Origin of the sequence: Chitinophaga lutea (genome assembly GCF_003813775.1) — a bacterium.
Classification (GTDB): Bacteria; Bacteroidota; Bacteroidia; order Chitinophagales; family Chitinophagaceae; genus Chitinophaga; species Chitinophaga lutea.
In genome coordinates this window covers 476,343-495,228 of sequence record NZ_RPDH01000001.1, presented here as the reverse complement: position 1 = coordinate 495,228, position 18,886 = coordinate 476,343, and the positions used below count along the sequence as shown (strand labels likewise).

Annotated in this window: 14 protein-coding genes and 1 riboswitch; of the genes, 12 read left to right on the top strand and 2 right to left on the bottom strand. The window is 54.6% G+C overall.

Annotation, left to right across the window (positions count from 1 at the left end; genetic code table 11):
• Positions 1-106: 106 nt before the first annotated feature.
• The 10 genes from EGT74_RS01945 (at position 107) to EGT74_RS01900 (ending at position 11,651) form a co-directional block, all read left to right on the top strand.
• The gene (locus tag EGT74_RS01945; RefSeq protein ID WP_220392791.1) at positions 107-2,140 is read left to right on the top strand and encodes an alpha-L-fucosidase; all 2,034 of its coding nucleotides are present in this window, start codon (positions 107-109) and stop codon (positions 2,138-2,140) included.
• Positions 2,141-2,538: 398 nt separating this feature from the next.
• Positions 2,539-3,330 (top strand): GNAT family N-acetyltransferase, encoded by a 792-nt coding sequence (locus EGT74_RS01940; RefSeq protein ID WP_123844852.1) that lies wholly within the window; start codon positions 2,539-2,541, stop codon positions 3,328-3,330.
• 35 nt (positions 3,331-3,365) lie between these two features.
• Positions 3,366-4,562, top strand: a complete 1,197-nt coding sequence (gene argG / locus EGT74_RS01935) for an argininosuccinate synthase (protein ID WP_246008105.1) — start codon at positions 3,366-3,368, stop codon at positions 4,560-4,562.
• Between the two features lies 1 nt (position 4,563).
• Positions 4,564-5,547 carry an N-acetyl-gamma-glutamyl-phosphate reductase gene (gene argC / locus EGT74_RS01930; protein WP_123844850.1) on the top strand — a complete coding sequence of 328 codons (984 nt, stop codon included), beginning with the start codon at positions 4,564-4,566 and terminating at the stop codon, positions 5,545-5,547.
• Between the two features lie 124 nt (positions 5,548-5,671).
• Complete coding sequence (locus EGT74_RS01925; RefSeq protein WP_123844849.1) at positions 5,672-6,796, top strand: aspartate aminotransferase family protein; 1,125 nt, start codon at positions 5,672-5,674, stop codon at positions 6,794-6,796.
• Positions 6,796-7,749, top strand: a complete 954-nt coding sequence (locus tag EGT74_RS01920) for a Rossmann-fold NAD(P)-binding domain-containing protein (RefSeq protein WP_123844848.1) — start codon at positions 6,796-6,798, stop codon at positions 7,747-7,749. Before EGT74_RS01925 ends, EGT74_RS01920 begins: the two co-directional genes overlap by 1 nt.
• 9 nt (positions 7,750-7,758) lie before the next feature.
• Positions 7,759-8,541, top strand: a complete 783-nt coding sequence (argB, locus tag EGT74_RS01915; protein WP_123844847.1) for an acetylglutamate kinase — start codon at positions 7,759-7,761, stop codon at positions 8,539-8,541.
• Between the two features lie 4 nt (positions 8,542-8,545).
• Positions 8,546-9,622, top strand: coding sequence for a M20 family metallo-hydrolase (locus EGT74_RS01910; protein ID WP_123844846.1), 1,077 nt, complete (start codon positions 8,546-8,548; stop codon positions 9,620-9,622).
• A 2-nt stretch (positions 9,623-9,624) separates the two neighbouring features.
• Entirely contained in the window at positions 9,625-10,956 is a 1,332-nt protein-coding gene (gene argH / locus EGT74_RS01905; protein ID WP_123844845.1) for an argininosuccinate lyase, read from the top strand.
• 182 nt (positions 10,957-11,138) lie between these two features.
• Entirely contained in the window at positions 11,139-11,651 is a 513-nt protein-coding gene (locus tag EGT74_RS01900) for a group II truncated hemoglobin (RefSeq protein WP_123844844.1), read from the top strand.
• Between the two features lie 7 nt (positions 11,652-11,658).
• Here the strand turns inward: EGT74_RS01900 and EGT74_RS01895 are convergent, their stop codons facing one another.
• Positions 11,659-12,912 carry a hypothetical protein gene (locus EGT74_RS01895; protein ID WP_123844843.1) on the bottom strand — a complete coding sequence of 418 codons (1,254 nt, stop codon included), beginning with the start codon at positions 12,910-12,912 and terminating at the stop codon, positions 11,659-11,661.
• A gap of 272 nt (positions 12,913-13,184) precedes the next feature.
• Between EGT74_RS01895 and EGT74_RS01890 the strand changes: the two genes are divergently transcribed.
• Entirely contained in the window at positions 13,185-15,629 is a 2,445-nt protein-coding gene (locus tag EGT74_RS01890; protein ID WP_158617961.1) for an ABC transporter permease, read from the top strand.
• 75 nt (positions 15,630-15,704) lie between these two features.
• Here EGT74_RS01890 and EGT74_RS01885 read toward each other — a convergent pair whose 3' ends face one another.
• Entirely contained in the window at positions 15,705-18,068 is a 2,364-nt protein-coding gene (locus tag EGT74_RS01885; protein WP_123844841.1) for a TonB-dependent receptor, read from the bottom strand.
• A gap of 172 nt (positions 18,069-18,240) precedes the next feature.
• Positions 18,241-18,334, bottom strand: a riboswitch (TPP riboswitch).
• Positions 18,335-18,491: 157 nt separating this feature from the next.
• On the opposite strand from EGT74_RS01885, the gene EGT74_RS01880 reads away from it, so the two are divergent.
• Entirely contained in the window at positions 18,492-18,872 is a 381-nt protein-coding gene (locus tag EGT74_RS01880; protein ID WP_123844840.1) for a single-stranded DNA-binding protein, read from the top strand.
• Positions 18,873-18,886 lie beyond the last annotated feature (14 nt).

Genomic DNA, 18,886 nt, shown 5'->3' with positions numbered 1-18,886 from the left:
TTGCATCCCGTATTATTTTCTCAATTATTGTGGGGATATTAGCAATATGGGGGAAATGAACAACCGTATAGTATTTTTATCAGCATCACGTCTGCAATCAGTAACTATGAAGAAAACACTTTTATTTTTTTTCCTGTTATGCTCCGCCCGTGCCTGGGCGCAGCCCGAGATCAAACCTTACGGCGCGCTGCCTTCACCGGCGCAGGTAAAATGGCAGCAGCTGGAATACTACATGTTCATCCACTTCGGGCCTAACACCTTTACCGACAAGGAATGGGGCCATGGGGACGAAGATCCGAAAGTATTCAATCCCACCGAGCTCGACGCCCGCCAGTGGGCGCGCACGGCGAAACTCGCAGGCATGAAAGCGATCATCATCACGGCCAAGCACCACGACGGTTTCTGCCTCTGGCCCAGCGAATACAGCAAACACACCGTGCGCGAAAGCGCCTGGAAAAACGGGAAAGGGGATGTGCTCGCCGAGCTGTCCGCCGCCTGTAAAGAATATGGCCTGCTGTTCGGCGTGTACCTGTCGCCCTGGGACCGCAACCACCCCGACTACGGCACGCCGGCCTACAACCAGGTATTCGCCAACCAGCTGCGGGAGGTACATACCAAATACGGCCATGTATTCGAGCAATGGTTCGACGGCGCCAACGGCGAAGGCCCCAACGGCAAAAAACAGGTGTACGACTGGGACCTGTTCCACAATACGGTAAGAAAGTATCATCCCGAGGTTATTTTCTTCAGCGATGCCGGTCCTGGCTGCCGCTGGATCGGGAATGAAAACGGCTTTGCCGGCACCACCAACTGGAGCACGCTCAACGGCAAACAATTCGCGCCCGGCATGCCCGGTATCAACAAACCGCTCAACGAGGGGCAGGAAGACGGCACCGACTGGATTCCCGGCGAGGCCGACGTATCTATCCGGCCGGGATGGTTTTACAGTCCCGGTACGGACGACAAGGTGAAAACCCTGCCCTGGCTGCTCGACATCTACTACGGTTCCGTGGGCCGCAACGCCAACCTGCTGCTGAATGTGCCGGTAGACCGCCGCGGCCGCATCCACAAAAACGATTCGCTGCGGCTGATGGAGCTACGCAAAACGCTGGATGCCGATTTTAAGACCAACCTCGCCGTGCGTGCCAGAACATCGGCCGTGAACACGCGTAAAAACAGCATGCTCACCAGCGCCGTGTACCTGACCGACGGCAATTACAATACTTACTGGGCTACCGGCGAAGGGCAGCTCACCGGCACCATCAACCTGAGCTTCGAAAAGCCCGTCACCTTCAACCGTTTCCAGATCCAGGAGTTCATTCCCCTGGGCCAGCGTGTAAAAGGGTTTACCGTGAGTGTGCTGGAAGGGAAGAAGTATCGCGAGATCGCCCGGGAAACCACCATCGGGTACAAGCGCATTCTCCGCCTGCCCAATACCACCACCCGGAGCGTCCGCATAGAGATACTCGATGCCAAGGCCAGCCCGGTGATCAGCGAGGTGAAGCTCTTCAGGGCGCCCGAACTGCTGGCCGACCCGGTGATCAAAAGAGACAAACAGGGCATGGTGACCATTACGGCTGCTTCCCAGGACCCGGCGATTCACTATACGACCGATGGCAGCGAGCCCACCACGGCCAGTCCGCAGTATAAGGGAGCGCCCTTTGCGTTTGCGCAGAGCGGCACCCTCAAAGCCAGGAGTTTCATCGACGGCGGCAAAAAAGCCGGCGCTACCGTAGCCGTTACGTTCGACCGCGCGCCTGCCACCTGGAAAGCGGTGACGCCTGACGCCGATAAGGCGGTGGACGGCGACCCCTCCACATCCTGGATAGGCAAGGCCGGTAGCTTCCCGCAGGAGCTGGTGGTAGACATGGGCGCCTCACAGGCCGTGAATGGCTTTACCTACACCCCGCGCACTAAAGGCGGCATCATTTACAACTATGCCTTCTACGTGAGCGCGGACGGGCAGCAATGGGGCGAGCCCGTGGCCAAAGGCAGTTTCGCCAACATCCTCAATAACCCCGTGAAACAGACCATAAAACTCTCAAAATCAACGCAGGGGCGTTATTTCAAGCTCGTAGCCATCAGCGCAGCGGAGGAGAAAGAAACCCGCGCCGGCGCGGCTGAAATCGGCGTGTTCTGATTTTCAGCCAGTTGATACTCCGGAAAAGGAGGAAATGCAGGCCCGGCCGCGTTCCTCCCTTTCCTGTTATGTCAAAAAAAAATCGCCTGCGTATCTAAATATGTTATAACTTTGCCGATACTTTATTAACTAAAGACGTTTTTATAACAATTTAATGTCGAACTGAAGTTGAAATACATCGCAACCCATAACAACATTTTTGCTTACCACCCTTCTTTTGAAGAAGGTGTTTGCGCTATTGGGTTTCCTGTCTTTAGATATCTCTCCCGACGACCTCGTATTTGATAGCGCCGTCCCTCCAGGACCCGCTGTCGCTCCATGAACCCCTCATGGGAACTTCCGGAAACGGAACCTGTATCAACATTATTTATTGCATTACAATTTTCAATTTTAACAAGTTGGAAAATAAGGATATCATCGTAAGGGCAGCCACTGCCGACGATAAGCATTATGCAACCACCATCACCGACGAGATGGAGGCATCCGCGAAGGCCCGGGGAACCGGCATCGCGAAGCGTTCTCCTGAATACGTGCAGCTGAAAATGGAAGAAGGCAAGGCCGTTATCGCCCTGACCACTGCCGGTGAATGGGTGGGTTTCTGTTACATTGAAGCCTGGGGGCACGAAAAATTCGTGGCCAACTCCGGCCTCATCGTTAACCCCGCCTTCCGTGGCCACGGCGTTGCCAAAGCCATCAAGGAGAAAATATTCGAGCTCTCCCGCAAAAAGTACCCCGATGCGAAAATCTTCGGGCTCACTACCGGGCTGGCCGTGATGAAAATCAACTCCGACCTGGGTTACGAACCGGTGACCTATTCCGAGCTCACCGACGATGAAGAGTTCTGGAAAGGCTGCCGGAGCTGCGTGAACTTCGATGTGCTTACCAGCAAAAACAGGAAAAACTGCCTTTGCACCGCCATGCTCTACGACCCCGTGGAGAAGGAGAAAGAAGCGCAGGAAAAAGCCGCCGCGGCCGCAGCGGCCGCCAACGGCACCGTGGCAGCCGTTCCTTCACCGAATGGTAACAGGGAAGAAGGCAAAAAGAGACGTAGATTTAAAGGCAATTTTTCACTGTTCGAACGGTGGATGCGGTATAAAAAATACGTGCTGCTGAAAGCCTCCCGGAAAATGGGCGGCGGCGGGGCGCCGGGCGCTTCCAAAAGAAGATTCTTTTTCTTCGGATGGCTTTAACAACAACATTAAATTTTAAATCAGCGTAAAATATCATGAAGAAAGTTGTACTGGGATTCAGCGGAGGACTTGATACGTCGTACTGTGTAAAATACCTGTCGGAAGAAAAAGGTTATGAAGTACATTCCGTGATCGTTAATACGGGCGGTTTTACTGCGGAAGAATTGCAGGAGATCGAGAAACGCGCCTACAGTCTGGGTGTGAAAAGTCACAAGACAGTAGATGCGGTTCGCTCTTATTACGACAAAGTAATCCGGTATCTCATTTTCGGGAACGTCCTGAAAAACAACACTTACCCCCTGAGCGTGAGCGCCGAGCGCATGAGCCAGGCGCTGGCCATCGCCGAGTACGTGCGGGAAGTGGGCGCCGACGCCGTAGCCCACGGCAGCACCGGGGCCGGTAACGACCAGGTTCGGTTCGACATGATCTTTCACATCATGATCCCCGGCGTGGAGATCATCACGCCCATCCGCGACCTGAAGCTCAGCCGCGAGGAAGAGATCAGTTACCTCAAATCCAAAGGGGTGCAGATGAACTTCGACAAAGCCATGTATTCCATCAACAAAGGCATCTGGGGCACATCCGTGGGCGGCAAGGAAACGCTGACCTCGCACGGCATGCTGCCCGAAGAAGCATGGCCCACCCAATTGACCAAACAACAGCCCGAGCAGGTGGAACTGACATTCGAGAAAGGCGAACTGCTGGGCGTGAACGATAAAAAATTCAGTCACCCCACCGAGGCCATCACCTACCTTCAGGGCATTGCCGGCGCATTCGCCATCGGCCGCGACATTCACGTGGGCGATACCATCATCGGCATTAAAGGCCGGGTGGGTTTTGAAGCCGCCGCTCCCATGGTGATCCTCAAAGCGCACCACGCGCTCGAGAAACATGTGCTCACCAAATGGCAGCTGAGCTGGAAAGACCAGCTGGCGCAGTTCTACGGCAACTGGATGCACGAAGGCCAGATCCTCGACCCGGTGATGCGCGACATCGAGGCTTTCCTCCAGCACAGCCAGCAGCAGGTAACCGGCAAGGTGTTTGTGACACTGATGCCTTACCGCTTCCAGGTAACCGGTATCGAATCCGCGTACGACCTGATGAGCAGCAAATTCGGCAAATATGGTGAAATGAACTCCGGCTGGAGCGGTGAAGACGTGAGAGGGTTCAGCAAAATATTCGGTAACCAGACCATGATCTGGCACCAGGTGAACGAAGCAAACAACAAATAAAATGGGAACGACTACAAAAAAACGGGCAGGTATCATTGGCGGCGCGGGCTACACCGGGGGGGAAGCCATCCGGCTGCTGCTGAACCATCCGGACGTGGAGCTGGCCTTCGTGCACAGCCGCAGCAACGCCGGTAACCCGCTGTATGCCGTCCATGCCGACCTGATCGGGGAAACGGACCTTACTTTCGCCGCGGACGTGGCGGAAGACGTGGACGTGATTTTCCTCTGCCTGGGCCACGGCGAATCCCGGAAATTCCTGGAAAGCACGCCCATCCCGGCGCATATTCATATCATCGACCTCAGCCAGGACTTTCGTTTAGGCGAAACCGTCAACGGCCGCGAGTTCGTATACGGCCTGCCCGAAGTGAACCGGGAAGCCATCCGGCAGGCGAAGAACATCGCCAACCCCGGTTGTTTCGCTACCGGCATCCAGCTCGGCCTGCTGCCGCTTGCGAAAGCGGGGCTGCTGAACGAGGTGCACACCACCGGCATCACCGGCAGCACCGGCGCCGGCCAGAGCCTGCAATCCACCTCCCACTTTACGTGGAGGGCGAATAACATATCCACCTACAAAGTGCTGCAGCACCAGCACCTCAAGGAGATCCGACGAACCTTGCAGGCTCTCCAGCCTGCTTATTCAGGAGCGCTCAACTTCGTGCCCGTGCGGGGAGATTATCCGCGCGGCATCTGGATCACTTCGTACCTGGAATGCGACCTGACGCTGGATGAAGCGTACCGGCTGTTTGAAGAATTTTACAACGGCCATCCCTTCACCCACGTCAGCAGAAAACAGATCGATCTCAAACAGGTGGTGAACACCAACAAGTGCCTTATCCAGCTTGAAAAAACGGATAACAAACTGGTCATTCACTCCATCGAGGATAACCTGCTGAAAGGTGCGTCGGGACAGGCAGTACAGAATATGAACCTGGTACTGGGGCTGGAAGAAACAGCCGGGTTGAAGCTCAAATCCATCGTGTTCTAAGTTCATGTTGCAGGTGGAACTCATCCGCAACCTGAAAAATTAATAACCTTCTGACGAATCAGGCGGTTGGATGAAACCGGGCATACGTGTGAGGTGGCGTCCAACCGCTCAAAATAATACAACGATGAAATTATTCGACGTATACCCGGTAAACGACATCACAATTGTAAAAGCCCAGGGCTCCACTGTTTGGGACGACAAAGGCCAGGAGTACCTGGACCTCTACGGCGGCCACGCCGTGATTTCCATCGGCCATACCCATCCGCACTATGTACAGCGGCTCACCGACCAGCTCGGCAAAGTAGGTTTCTATTCCAATTCCATTCATATACCCCTGCAGCAGCAGCTGGCGGAGAAACTCGGTAAAATTTCCGGCAAGGAAGATTACCAGCTGTTCCTCGTCAACTCCGGCGCAGAGGCCAACGAAAACGCCCTCAAGCTCGCTTCTTTCCACAACGGCAAGAAGAAGATCATCGCGTTCAAAAAGGCCTTCCATGGCCGTACCTCACTCGCGGTGGCCGCTACCGACAATCCGAAGATCGTGGCGCCGGTGAATGAGACGGATAACGTGATTTTCCTGCCCTGGGAAGATCAGGATGCGCTGGAGATCGCTTTTCAGCAGCACGCCGTTTCATCCGTGATCCTCGAAGGCATCCAGGGCGTGGGCGGCATCAACGTGGCGTCCGCCGCTTTCCTGCAAAAGATCAGGAGCCTCTGCGACGCGCATAACGCCGTTTTTATTGCGGACTCGGTTCAGTGCGGTTACGGCAGAAGCGGGAAGTTCTTCTCTCACGACCATGCCGGCGTGAATGCGGACATCTACACCATGGCCAAAGGCATGGGCAACGGTTTCCCCATCGGCGGCATCATCATTTCTCCCAGGTTCAAAGCTTCGTACGGTCTGCTGGGCACCACCTTCGGCGGTAACCATCTCGCCTGCGCCGCTGCACTGGCAGTGCTCGAAGTGATCGAGCAGGAACACCTCATCGCCAATGCCGAACAAATCGGCAACTACCTCATGGAAGAGCTCCGGAAACTGCCGAAGATCAGGGAGGTGAGAGGCAGGGGGCTGATGATCGGCATCGACCTGCCCGAGGAGCTGGCGCACGTGAAAAAAGAATTGCTTTTCAAACATAAAATCTTCACCGGGGAAGCCAAGCCGAATGTAATACGGTTGCTGCCTTCCCTGGCCCTGAATAAAGCCCAGGCAGATCATTTTTTAACAGCTATTAAACAAGAATTAAACTAGTGAACCAGTTTATTTCCGTTGGAGACGTACCCAGTGTCCCACGTATCGTGGAAACGGCATTGGATTACAAAAAGAATCCCTTTAAAGACAAAGGGTTAGGAGAAAACAAAACATTGGGGATGATCTTCCTGAATCCCAGTTTGCGCACGCGCCTCAGTACACAGGTGGCGGCCCGTAACCTGGGGATGGAAGTGGTGGTGTTCAACATCGATAAAGAAGGCTGGGCGCTGGAGATGAACGATGGTGTGGTGATGAACGGCAATACCACCGAGCACGTGAAAGAAGCGGCGGCCGTAATGGGCCAGTACTTCGACATCATGGCCATCCGTACGTTTCCCGGGCTGAAAAACAAGGAAGAAGATTATACGGAGAAGTACATCAACCAGTTCATCAAATATGCCGGCAGGCCCATCGTAAGCCTGGAGAGCGCTACCCTGCACCCGTTGCAGAGCCTCACCGACGTGATCACCATTAAGGAGCGCTGGCAGCAGCCCCGCAAACCGAAAGTGGTGATGACCTGGGCGCCGCACGTAAAAGCGCTGCCCCAGGCCGTGCCCAACTCCTTCGCGGAGTGGATGAACGCATGGGATGAAGTGGATTTTGTGATCACCCACCCAGAAGGGTATGAGCTCGATCCGAAGTTCGCCGGCCAGGCGCCCGTGATCTACAACCAGGAAGAAGCGCTCGAAGGTGCCGACTTCGTGTACGTGAAAAACTGGTCGAATTACAACGACTACGGCAAGATCACCTGCACGGACGAAAGCTGGATGATCACCAACGAAAGGCTCCGGAACACGAACAACGCTTCCGTGATGCACTGCCTGCCCGTACGGCGCAACGTGGTGATCGCGGATGAAGTGCTCGACGGACCGCAGTCCATCGTCATCCCGCAGGCGGGTAACCGTGTATGGGCGGCGCAGGCGGTGTTAAGTGAAATTTTAAAGCATCAATAAAAAAACATTATGGTATACGTGATCAAGGTAGGAGGGAATGTGATCGACAACCCTGCTTTGCTGGACCGGTTCCTGGCAGACTTTGCCGCCGTGCCCGGTAAAAAAATCCTGATCCACGGCGGCGGTAAAATCGCCACCCGCATCGGTGACAAGCTCGGCATCGAGTCTAAGTACATAGACGGCCGGCGCATCACCGATGCGGATACCATCGACGTAGTGACCATGGTGTACGGCGGATTGGTGAACAAACAGGTGGTGGCGCAACTGCAGGCCAAGGGCTGCAACGCCATCGGCCTCACCGGCGCCGATGCCAACATCATTCCCGCCGTGAAACGGCCGGTAAAGACCATCGACTACGGTTTTGTAGGCGACATCCCCGCCGGCGCCGTGCAGGCAGCACCCATCAAACTGTTGCTGGATGCGGGCCTCACACCGGTGTTTTCACCGCTTACGCACGACGGGAACGGACAGATACTCAATACAAACGCAGACACCATTGCCGCATCGCTGGCCGTTGCGCTCTCGGCACATTACCCGGTACGCCTCATTTACTGCTTTGAAAAGAAGGGCGTGCTGCGCAATGCAGCCGACGACGATTCGGTGATCAACCTGATCAACCGCGACATCTACAAAACGCTGCTGGCCGAAGGCGTACTGTCAGACGGCATCCTGCCGAAACTCGACAACGCTTTTTCCGCCATCGAAAGCGGCGTGAAGGAAGTGCTGATCGGCCATGCCAACGATGTGCGCAACAACACCACCGAAGCGGTGGCGGGTACCTTAATATGCTAACTATATGTGGACCGAAGAACGCTATGAAGACGCCGTACAGCTTTTAAAACAGCTGATTGCCACTCCTTCCATCAGCAGGGAGGAGCAGGGAACGGCGGCCATCCTCGCCAGGTTCCTGGAAGAAAGAGGCGTAGCCTGTCATCAGCATCTCAACAACGTGTGGGCGGTGAACAAACACTTTGATCCCGCCAAACCCGGCATCCTGCTTAATTCCCATCACGATACCGTTAAACCCAACCCGCAATACACCCGCGACCCGTTTTCTCCCGATGTGGTGGACGGCAAACTGTACGGCCTCGGCAGCAACGATGCCGGCGGCTGCCTGGTAAGCCTGATGGCGGCTTTCATGCACTTTTACGCACAGGAAGGATTGCCCTACAACATCATCATCGCCGCTACGGCCGAAGAAGAAATCAGCGGGGTCAACGGGATTGAAAGCATTTTGTCCATGCTGCCCCGCTACGATTTTGCGATCGTAGGGGAGCCGACCAAAACAGACCTCGCCGTAGCCGAAAAAGGCCTGATGGTACTGGATTGTGTGGCGCACGGCAAAGCCGGCCATGCCGCCCGCGATGAAGGAGAGAACGCGCTGTACAAGGCGATGGACGATATCAGCTGGTTCCGGACATACCGCTTCCCGAAAGAAAGCGCCATGCTCGGTCCCGTGAAAATGAGCGTGACCGTAGTGCAGACCTCCAACAAGGCGCACAACGTGGTGCCCGCCGAATGTTCGTTTGTGGTGGACGTACGCGCCACCGACCAGTACACCCTCGAAGAAATGCTGGAAGTGATACGCGCCAACGTAAAATGCGACGTGACGCCGCGCTCCATGCGCATGCGCCCGTCGTTTATCCCCCGCGAGCATCCGCTGGTGATCGCCGGTCTGGGCCTGGGCAAACAGTTGTACGGTTCGCCCACCACTTCCGACCAGGCGCTGATACCCGCCATTTCCGTGAAGGTGGGCCCCGGCGATTCCGCCCGGTCGCACACCGCCGACGAATTCATTTACCTCGACGAAATCCGCCAGGGGATTGATACCTATATAAAACTGCTGTCCGTTGTGAATGGCATAAATTTGTAATTATGAAGATCTGGCAAAAAGATAAAGCAGCACTGGCCGCGGTAGACCAGTTCACCGTAGGCCGAGACCGGGAGATGGACGCTTATCTGGCGCCCTTCGACGTGCAGGGCTCCCTGGCGCACATCGCCATGCTCGAATCGGTGGGTTTACTGCCCAAGGAAGACCTCACCGTACTGCAGCAGGAACTGAAGAATATTTACCGCGATATACAGGAAGGTAAATTCACGCTTGAGGATGGGGTGGAGGATATACATTCTCAGGTGGAACTGCTGCTGACACGCCGGCTGGGCGAGGCAGGCAAAAAGATCCACAGCGGCCGCTCCCGTAACGACCAGGTGCTGGTGGATCTCAAACTCTTCCTGCGCAGCGAGCTGGAGAGCATCGTTACCGAAACCAAACAATTGTTCGACCTGCTGCAAACGCAGAGCGAAGCCTATAAACAATACCTGCTGCCCGGTTACACGCACCTGCAGATCGCCATGCCCTCATCGTTCGGCCTCTGGTTCGGCGCGTATGCGGAAAGCCTCGTAGACGACCTCATCATGTTGCAGGGCGCTTACAAAGTGGTGAATAAAAATCCCCTTGGCTCGGCGGCCGGTTATGGTTCTTCATTTCCCCTCAACCGCGAAATGACCACGCGGCTGCTGGGTTTTGAGCATCTCAACCACAACGTGGTGTACGCGCAGATGGGCCGCGGCAAAACGGAGAAACTGGTAGCCTTCGCGTTATCCGGCATCGCCGCCACATTGTCCAAAATGGCGATGGACGCCTGCCTGTTCATGAACCAGAACTTCGGGTTCATCAGCTTCCCCGATGAACTGACTACCGGATCGAGCATCATGCCGCACAAAAAGAACCCCGATGTATGGGAGCTTATCCGCTCGCATTGCAACAAACTGCAGGCGCTGCCGAACGAGATCGCCATGATGACGGTGAACCTGCCGTCAGGCTACCACAGGGACTTGCAACTGCTGAAGGAAAACCTGTTCCCCGCATTCGGCACGCTCCGCAACTGTTTGCAGATGAGCCGCCTGATGCTGGAAAATATCCGCATTAAAGAAGACATCCTCACAGACGAAAAATATCAATACCTGTTCAGCGTGGAAGTAGTGAACCGCCTCGTGCTCGAAGGCATGCCGTTCCGCGAAGCGTACAAACAGGTGGGCCTCGACATCGAACAGGGCAAATTCAGGCCAGATACGCAGATTCATCACACACACGAAGGCAGTATCGGCAACCTGCAGAATGATGCCGTAAAAGCGCAGATGGACGATGTGTTGAAGGGGTTTCCCTTTGCTGCGGTTCACAAAGCAATTGAAGCGCTAGTGAAGTAAGGTAGAATGTTATGGAAGAGAATCCCGGTGGCTGGTGCTGCCGGGATTTTTTATTTGAAAGGGCAGCTGTTCCGGTGCATTTCCTGTTGTGGATATGGAGGCGTAGTCTGGCAGGTTGCTCTCCGGCATTTCCCGGCTACGTCGTAAAAATTCGTATCTTAAAGCAGCTTAAAACCCCTTATATGGAACCCTCCAACAACATCCCCACGCCCTGCGAATGGGCCGGCGGCGTTGAGAAATTCGAACAGCTCACCGATGCCTTCTACAAAAAAGTACTCACCGACCCTGTTCTGGAGCCTGTTTTCAGGCATATGCCCGCAGAACATTCAAAACATGTTGCGCATTTTATGGCCGAAGTATTGATGGGCCCCAAAGTGTACTCTGCTGAATACGGCGATAATGCCTTGCGGCACATGGTGGGCAAGCACATCGGCAAAAAACTGAAAGAAGAACAACGTAAGAGGTGGGCGCAACTGCTGCTGGAAACCGCAGACGAAATCGGTTTGCCGGACGACCCCGAATTCAGGTCTACGTTCGTGGCTCATATAGAATGGGGGACAAGGGTAGCGGTCATCAATTCACAACTCGAAGAAAACCCAACCACCAGCGAAGAACAGATCCCTGAATGGGGCTGGGGCGAAGTGAAAGGGCCGTACGAGGTAGTGGGATCCCTGTTTCAGAAAAAAAAGGAGTAATCTCTCGCTAAGGCAGTTTGATTTCCTCCACAACTTTTCCGGTGACATCCCTGACCACTATCCGGTATTCACCCGGCGGCAGCATCAGGGAGGGCTTGTGTTGTCCGTTCAATACCATCTGGTCAACAGGTACGGCGTTGGCGTGCCCTTCTTCCGCAGCAAACGCCTGTAACAGCATGTCATTGTAATCTCTCCGGAGCGTTACGGAGACGGGCTTGCGGGTGCGGTCCAGCGCATAATAGCCGGGCCTGCCATGGACAGTTTTGAATCGTGGGTGAAAAACCTGGATGTCGAAAAAGCCTTTGTCTGCCGGCGATACCCAAACGTTGGCGTCTTTCACCAGCACAACTGGCTCACTGATGGCATGCGCCTCGCTGAAAGCGATAAAGTATTTGTCTTCGTAAGCCGCCTCGCTTTTTTCGTTCATGATATTCTGGTTAACGGTCAGCGGGTCGATGCCGGACAGGGTTCTAAAATGCCCTGCCATTCGCTGGAGGCCTTCCCTTTCTTTTTCAAGAATGTGACTGTAACCCGCATGCACCAGCACTTTCGCGGCAGGATCCTGCCGGAATATTTTATACAGGTTTTTGGCCTGGTTCAGTTCCCTTTGCGCGCGGCAGTTTTTGGTGCAGGGCACATCGTCTTCATACCGCACCAGTTGGTAGCCGATTGTCAATGCCGTGCGCAGCATATCTGCGAAAAGCGGTTCTACGATATAATAGCCGTCCTGCGATGTGGGGTAGCGGCGGGTGTTGATCGAATCGTCGAGCCCGGCCAGCGCTTCCAGCGCCAGGTAACGGTAACCGGCGTTATACAGATCCTGCAGTAAAGATTTAGTGAAGAGCCGGTGATAGGGAAGGTGATGACTTTCGTTGATCATCGTCACCTGCCGTGAAGCGGCCATGCGGACGATCGTTTGCCGGGCGCCGGCAGTCTGATAGCCATCGAAGTCCCCGGGTGAGGGTACCGGTACCGGGCGCGGCTGTTGCTGCAGTACCGGCAGCGAATCATAGTAACGAAGCGCTGCATGGTAATCGCCCACAAAGGAACTGTACGTCGCCATATCGTTGCAGAACAGATAGCGTTGCCATGGGTCGTTACCGATTGAAGGCGCCAGCAACCGGAGCGTATCCAGCGGTTTGAGGTAGTTGGACGGAGCCGCGAGAAACTGCATGGAAACGGCGGACGAAAAATCGCGGGTCTGCGCGGCGGCGGATCCGCACAGGAAAGCTGAAAGGAGTAAGGGAATCAATCGTTTCATAGCGGTGAATAGTTGAAAGTACAGAAAAATACGGATTAACAGGGCGATGGTATTACTAACGGGGCCGCCTGTTGTATAGCGCCGCTATCATGAAAAGTTCATCAGTTCCGGGTTCATTTTACCATGTTCGCTTCCGGATGTGGTCTGTACGAAATTGAACACATTTTAAGTATCGTTAATGAATAAACGAATTGAACTGAATTTGTTTACCGAATGGCATGAAATTCCCGCGATTGCCTGATACCCTTTCCACACATGATAATCTCTTGCTTATGCGTCTTCTGACCAAAAATGTATTCCGCCAGTTATGGCGACAGCGGTTGTTTACACTGCTGAATGTACTCGGTTTGGCCATCAGCATCAGCGCCTGCTGGGTCATTTACCACATTGTCAGTTATGAATATAGTTTTGACGACCGGTTACCGGACAAGGCGCTGACCTACCGCCTGGTGACCGGCCTCGCTTTTGACGGAAAAGAATCTTACAACGGAGGTGTTTCCGCCCCGATTTACCAGGCCGTGAGAGAACAGGTGCCGGGCGCAAAACGGGTGGTGCCGGTTTTCAGGCAGTGGATCAATGCGGTGAACATTCCCGGGCAGAAGCCGCTGGACCAGGAAGAGTTCAAAGGCATCGTTGCAACGGACGCCGCTTATTTTGACATGATCCCGTATACCTGGCTGGCAGGTAATCCTGCAACGGCGTTCCATGCGCCGGAGAACGTTGTGCTGACGGAAAGCCGTGCCAGAAATTACTTCGGTACGCTTACCCCCGAAGCGATGATCGGCAAAGTGCTGGTCTATAACGGGAAGGATCAGAAAACAGTGTCCGGCATCGTAAAAGACCTCGATTATCCTACCGAGTTCACCGCAAAAGAGTTTTTCTTTCTACCGCCCAAGACCTATCCACTGGGCGATTGGACGAATACCAATGGTTCCGAACAGTTGTACCTGCAGATCGATAACCGGGCAGACACTTCCCGGGTACTGGCGCAGATCAGCAACATCGCCCAGGGAAAATGGGATGAAAATATGGCCGAAAGAAAGCTGCCGAATACCGTAAGGCGCTGGTTCAGGTTATTGCCGCTGGAAGAATCCCATTTTTCCACCTACGTCAGGGAGATGGACGTGCGGAAGGCCAGCAAGCCCGTTATGAGAGGCCTCATCGGGCTGGGTGCTTTATTGATCATACTGGCCTGCATCAACTATATCAACCTGAGCACGGCGCTGATACCGCAACGGAGCAGGAGCATCGGTGTGCGGAAGATACTGGGCGGCAACAGCGGCAACATTATCAAAGGCATATTGACGGAGACGTTTGTGATTGTATTGCTGGCCGTTGCCTGTTCGCTTTTCCTGACGAAAACGGCCTATTCGTTTCTCGGCAATATCATTCCCGATGGCATGCACGACCATGCCGGCGGATGGGGCATAATCGGCTTCCTGGCGGCATTGCTGCTGGGCATCACGTTGCTTTCCGGCGGTTACCCGGCGTGGCTGATATCCAAAGTAAAACCGATCGGGCTCATCCAGCGCCATGGTACCCTGCATCGCAATGGCGGTGGCGGCGTCGGTTTACGGAAAGTGCTCATCGTATTCCAGTTCGTGATCGCGCAGGTGTTCATCGTCGGGGCTATCGTGATGGGCAGCCAGTTGAACTACAACCTGAAAAAGGATATGGGATTCGATAAAGAGGCGGTGGTGCTGGTGAACATCCCCTGGAAACTGCAACGCGATTCGGTGTACCGCGACAAACATTTTGTACTGGCGGAAGAACTGAAGAAAGAATCCGGCATACAGGCGATTTCGCTCGGCCGGGAGCCGATGTCTGACGGGTATTCCTCGAGTATGTTCGAAAACAGGGCGGTACAGGCGAAGGAACCGGTCAGGCGGCAGGTATACAAGAAGTGGGTGGACACGGCTTACATCCATCTGTACAACATGCAACTCATCGCCGGCAGGAATCTCCGCGCTTCCGATACGACCAATGAATACATCATCAACGAAACCGCAGTGCGTGAATTGGGCTTTGCCTCACCGCAGGATGCCATCGGTCAACTGACCGGGCAGATATTCGCACCGCAGCATCCCATTGTGGGCGTCGTGAAAGATTTCCATCTGCGGGATTTTCATACGGCCATTGAACCGGTGGCATTGATGGCGGATAAAAAAAATGTGGGCACCCTCAATATCAAACTGAATAGCGCAGACCCTGATACATGGCAGCAGACTTTAAAGAAAGTGGAACAGAAATGGTATGCGATGTATCCTTCGGGGAGCTTTGCGTACAAGTTTTATGATGAAACGCTGGACGCGATGTACAAGCAGGAAAGGAACCAGTCGAGGCTGGTCAACCTGGCTACCGTCATCGCCATCGTGATCAGCTGCCTGGGTTTGTTCGGGCTCGCGGTGCTGATCGCTTTTCAGCGGACGAAGGAAATCGGTATCCGGAAAGTACTGGGTGCAACGGTGGCCGGTATCGCGCAAATGCTCATGTCCGATTTTGCCAAACTGATCCTCATCGCGCTGCTCATTGCATCACCCATTGCCTGGTGGGGCATGAACCGCTGGCTGGAAGGTTTTGTGTACCGGGTAGAGATCGAGTGGTGGGTGTTCGTGGTGTCCGGGGCGGTAGCCATTTTCATCGCCATGCTGACGGTCAGTTTCCAGGCCATCCGGGCGGCGTTGGCAAACCCGGTGAAATCGCTGAGAACGGTGTAATGACGTTGTTTGAAACCATAAAAAAAGCGGATCCGGTTTTTGCCGGATCCGCTTTTTTTGTATCGGGTGCAGGGCTTAAAAACCAAGCCGCACCCCTGCCATCACGTTAAAGCCGGCCATCGGGAAATACGCGTTGGATTGTTTGATTTCCCCGCCTTCAGTATAACCATAGGTATAACCGTTCGGCTCGTATTTTTCATTGAAAATATTGTTGAGCATCAGCTGCAGCCCCAGCTCGCGGAAGAGGCGCTGCGGGATGGTGTAATTGAAGCGCAGGTCGTTCACGAGGAATGCGTCGAGCGCGCGTTTGGCATTCGCCGTATTGTCGAGGTACTGGCGGCCCGCATACTTGCCCACCCAGTCGATCTGCAGGCCGTTCAGGGGCCTGTAGGTAACCGTGTAACCGGCTACGAGGTCGGGGGAGAAGGAAATGTCGGTGTCTTTGTGCGTCACCGTTTTTTGTCCGCCGTTATCCCAGTCGTCGAGGTATTCTGTGAATTCGTTGATGCGGTTGCGGCTGAGGGCGATGTTGGCCGCGAGGGTCAGCCGGGGCACTACGTGGTAGTGACCGTCGAGCTCTATGCCGGCGCGGTAACTTTTCGGGATATTGGTCCTGGCATATGCGCCCACGTCGTTGATGCGGCCTGTCAATACCAGCTGGTTGCGGTAGTTCATGTAATACGCATTGGCGGAAACGCCGCCTTTCGCATTGCGCCAGACATAACCGGCTTCCAGGTTGCGGAGGGTTTCGTGTTTCGGCGCTTCTGTTATGCTTACCTCGAAATCGTCGCGGTTCGGTTCCTTGTTGCCGATGGCGTAAGAAACATATACATGCTGCTCGTCGTTCAGCTGGAACGTGGCCCCGCCTTTCGGGTTGATGAAGTTGTATTTGTTGTTGCGGAGGATGTCGGGATTGTTGCGGAATCCGTTCAGCTCATAGTGAACCCGGCGGTATTGCAGGTCTGCAAACAGTTTCAGCTTTTCCGTCACTGCATATTCGCCTTTCCAGTACACGTTCATGTCGGTTTTGAAAGCCGTGAGGTCGTACCAGCGGAAGTCTTTATCGAACCCGCCTTTTTCCGCCCAGATCACTTTGCCGTAATGTTTGCCGTCGTATTTATTCCAGGCGCCGCCCACGCTCCAGTTAAATTTACCGGCCTGGTGGTTGAGGGAAAATACGCCGCCGTAAAAATGATTGTCGAGCCACAGCTGGCGGATAAGATCGGTGGTATCGCCGCTGCCGGCGGGCGCGGTTACGCCATAGTCGGCATACGCGTTTTTATCGCGGTAGTTCTCATAATATCCACGGCCGCGGGTGTAGTGCGCCGCCACATTGAACTGCAGGTTCGGGCGCAGGGCGTGGTTGAAGAACAGCTGGTAATGGTCCTGCTGGTAATTGTCCGTTTCGTTATCGTACGGCGCCCCGGGTTTGTTGGTGCCGCTGGGGTTGTAGGTACGGTTGGTGTTGAGTTGTTCTTCGCTGATACCGTTCCAGGCCTGGTAGGTTTTTTCCTTGCCGGAAAAAACGTTCAGGCGGAGAGAGGATTTTTTGTCGATGTAAGCGGCGGAGGTGTAGAAGGAGCGGAGGTTGGATGAGGCCCTGTCCACATACCCGTCGGACGTGATCCTGGACAACCTCGCGTCTACGGTGAAATGTCCGTTGATGAGCCCCGAGCCTGCTCTCACGGTGTTTTTCCAGGTATTGAAAGAACCGTAGCTGTTGTCGGTTTCGCCGTATGCTTTTTCGGAAAACTGGTTGGTGGAGAGGTTAAGCGATGCGCCGAAAGCTCCTGCTCCGTTGGTGGAGGTGCCCACGCCGCGTTGCAGCTGGATGCTGCTGACGGACGATGCGAAGTCCGGCATGTTCACAAAAAACGTCCCCTGCGATTCCGCGTCGTTCACGGGGATGCCGTTGACGGTCACGTTGATGCGGGTGATGTCGCTGCCGCGCACGCGGAGGCCGGTGTACCCCACGCCGGCGCCGGCGTCCGAGCTGGTCACTACAGACGGCAGCTGGTTGAGCAGCAGCGGCAGGTCCTGTCCGAGGTTCTGTTTGTCGATTTCTTCTTTGCCGATTTCCGATTTGGTAAACGGCGCCTTCCTGCCCGCGCGGATGCTGGCTATTTCCACCGCTTTCACGAACAGTGCCGTTTCCTGCAGGCGGAAATCGAGCACGGCGGCGGCAGACGGCTGTAGGGTTTCCCGCGCGGCGGTATAACCGATAAAACTGGCCTGTACGGTGAAGCTGCCGTTGCGGGGGAGTTGCAGGCGGTATTGGCCTTTGGCATTGGTAATGGTGTGTGCTCCGTTCAGTACCGCTACGGTAGCGCCTTCCAGCGGGCGGCCGCTGGCCTGGTCGGTGACGGTTCCCGTGAGGGTGGTTTGTGCCTGCAACAATACAGGGAGGCACAGCAGCGCAAAAAGCATGAACTTTTTCATCCTTCAGTTGATTTTGATGGTCGGATGGAGCCTCGCGGGAACATGCCCGGGCGGGCCGGTTGCGAGCTTGGCTTCATATTTCCTGTTGATTTAATTCCGTTATACGAACAGTTGACGGCATACCGTTACGGCAGCAGCTTTGCTGTTCACTATCAAAAAATAACAGGTAAGGAGAGTGGTCGCTTACCTTTCCTAACCAGCATTACCTGGTCCAGGTTCAACGGGTTTGATCTCAGCCTGATAGTAAGGCACCCCGAGGTGAAATTGGGAATAGTCCCGGTTTCTGCCGCAAAGTTAGACACATGCAGGGAATTTTGCGCAAATTATTTTTTTGGCTATCTTGTGTATTCATCCGGATGTAGATATCGCACTGTATAGCAGGATCATTTTCGAATTTTTATTGTTAACTCAAACAAATGTAAAATGATCAAACTGCAATTGATGGGCCGCCTTGGCCAGAATGCCACCGAACATGCCGTGAACGGTAAAACAGTCATCAACTTCAGCGTAGCCCACAACGAAAAATTCAAAAATGCCCAGGGCATGCAGCAGGAGCGTGTGGTATGGGTCAACTGCGCCATGTGGGAGCCCGGCGCCGTGATGCCGTACCTCGTGCAGGGCAAAGCGGTGTACCTCGAAGGGATGCCTGCCGTGAACCTGTACCGCACCAATGCCGGCGAAGCCAAAGCCGAAATGAAAGTGCGCGTCACCTTCCTCCAGTTACTGCCGGACGGCCGGAATGGCGCCGAAAACCAGGAGCTGGAACCGGCTGTTTCTCAACCGGCCGACGACCTGCCGTTTTAGGAAACGGGGAGAGG

Coding starts and splice junctions, on each gene's coding strand:
- EGT74_RS01890 (WP_158617961.1), top strand. CDS start 13,185: ATGCGTCTTCTGACCAAAAATGTATTCCGCCAGTTATGGCGACAGCGG.
- EGT74_RS01895 (WP_123844843.1), bottom strand. CDS start 12,912: ATGAAACGATTGATTCCCTTACTCCTTTCAGCTTTCCTGTGCGGATCC.
- EGT74_RS01880 (WP_123844840.1), top strand. CDS start 18,492: ATGATCAAACTGCAATTGATGGGCCGCCTTGGCCAGAATGCCACCGAA.
- EGT74_RS01900 (WP_123844844.1), top strand. CDS start 11,139: ATGGAACCCTCCAACAACATCCCCACGCCCTGCGAATGGGCCGGCGGC.
- EGT74_RS01945 (WP_220392791.1), top strand. CDS start 107: ATGAAGAAAACACTTTTATTTTTTTTCCTGTTATGCTCCGCCCGTGCC.
- EGT74_RS01925 (WP_123844849.1), top strand. CDS start 5,672: ATGAAATTATTCGACGTATACCCGGTAAACGACATCACAATTGTAAAA.
- argH (WP_123844845.1), top strand. CDS start 9,625: ATGAAGATCTGGCAAAAAGATAAAGCAGCACTGGCCGCGGTAGACCAG.
- EGT74_RS01910 (WP_123844846.1), top strand. CDS start 8,546: ATGTGGACCGAAGAACGCTATGAAGACGCCGTACAGCTTTTAAAACAG.
- EGT74_RS01885 (WP_123844841.1), bottom strand. CDS start 18,068: ATGAAAAAGTTCATGCTTTTTGCGCTGCTGTGCCTCCCTGTATTGTTG.
- argC (WP_123844850.1), top strand. CDS start 4,564: ATGGGAACGACTACAAAAAAACGGGCAGGTATCATTGGCGGCGCGGGC.
- argB (WP_123844847.1), top strand. CDS start 7,759: ATGGTATACGTGATCAAGGTAGGAGGGAATGTGATCGACAACCCTGCT.
- argG (WP_246008105.1), top strand. CDS start 3,366: ATGAAGAAAGTTGTACTGGGATTCAGCGGAGGACTTGATACGTCGTAC.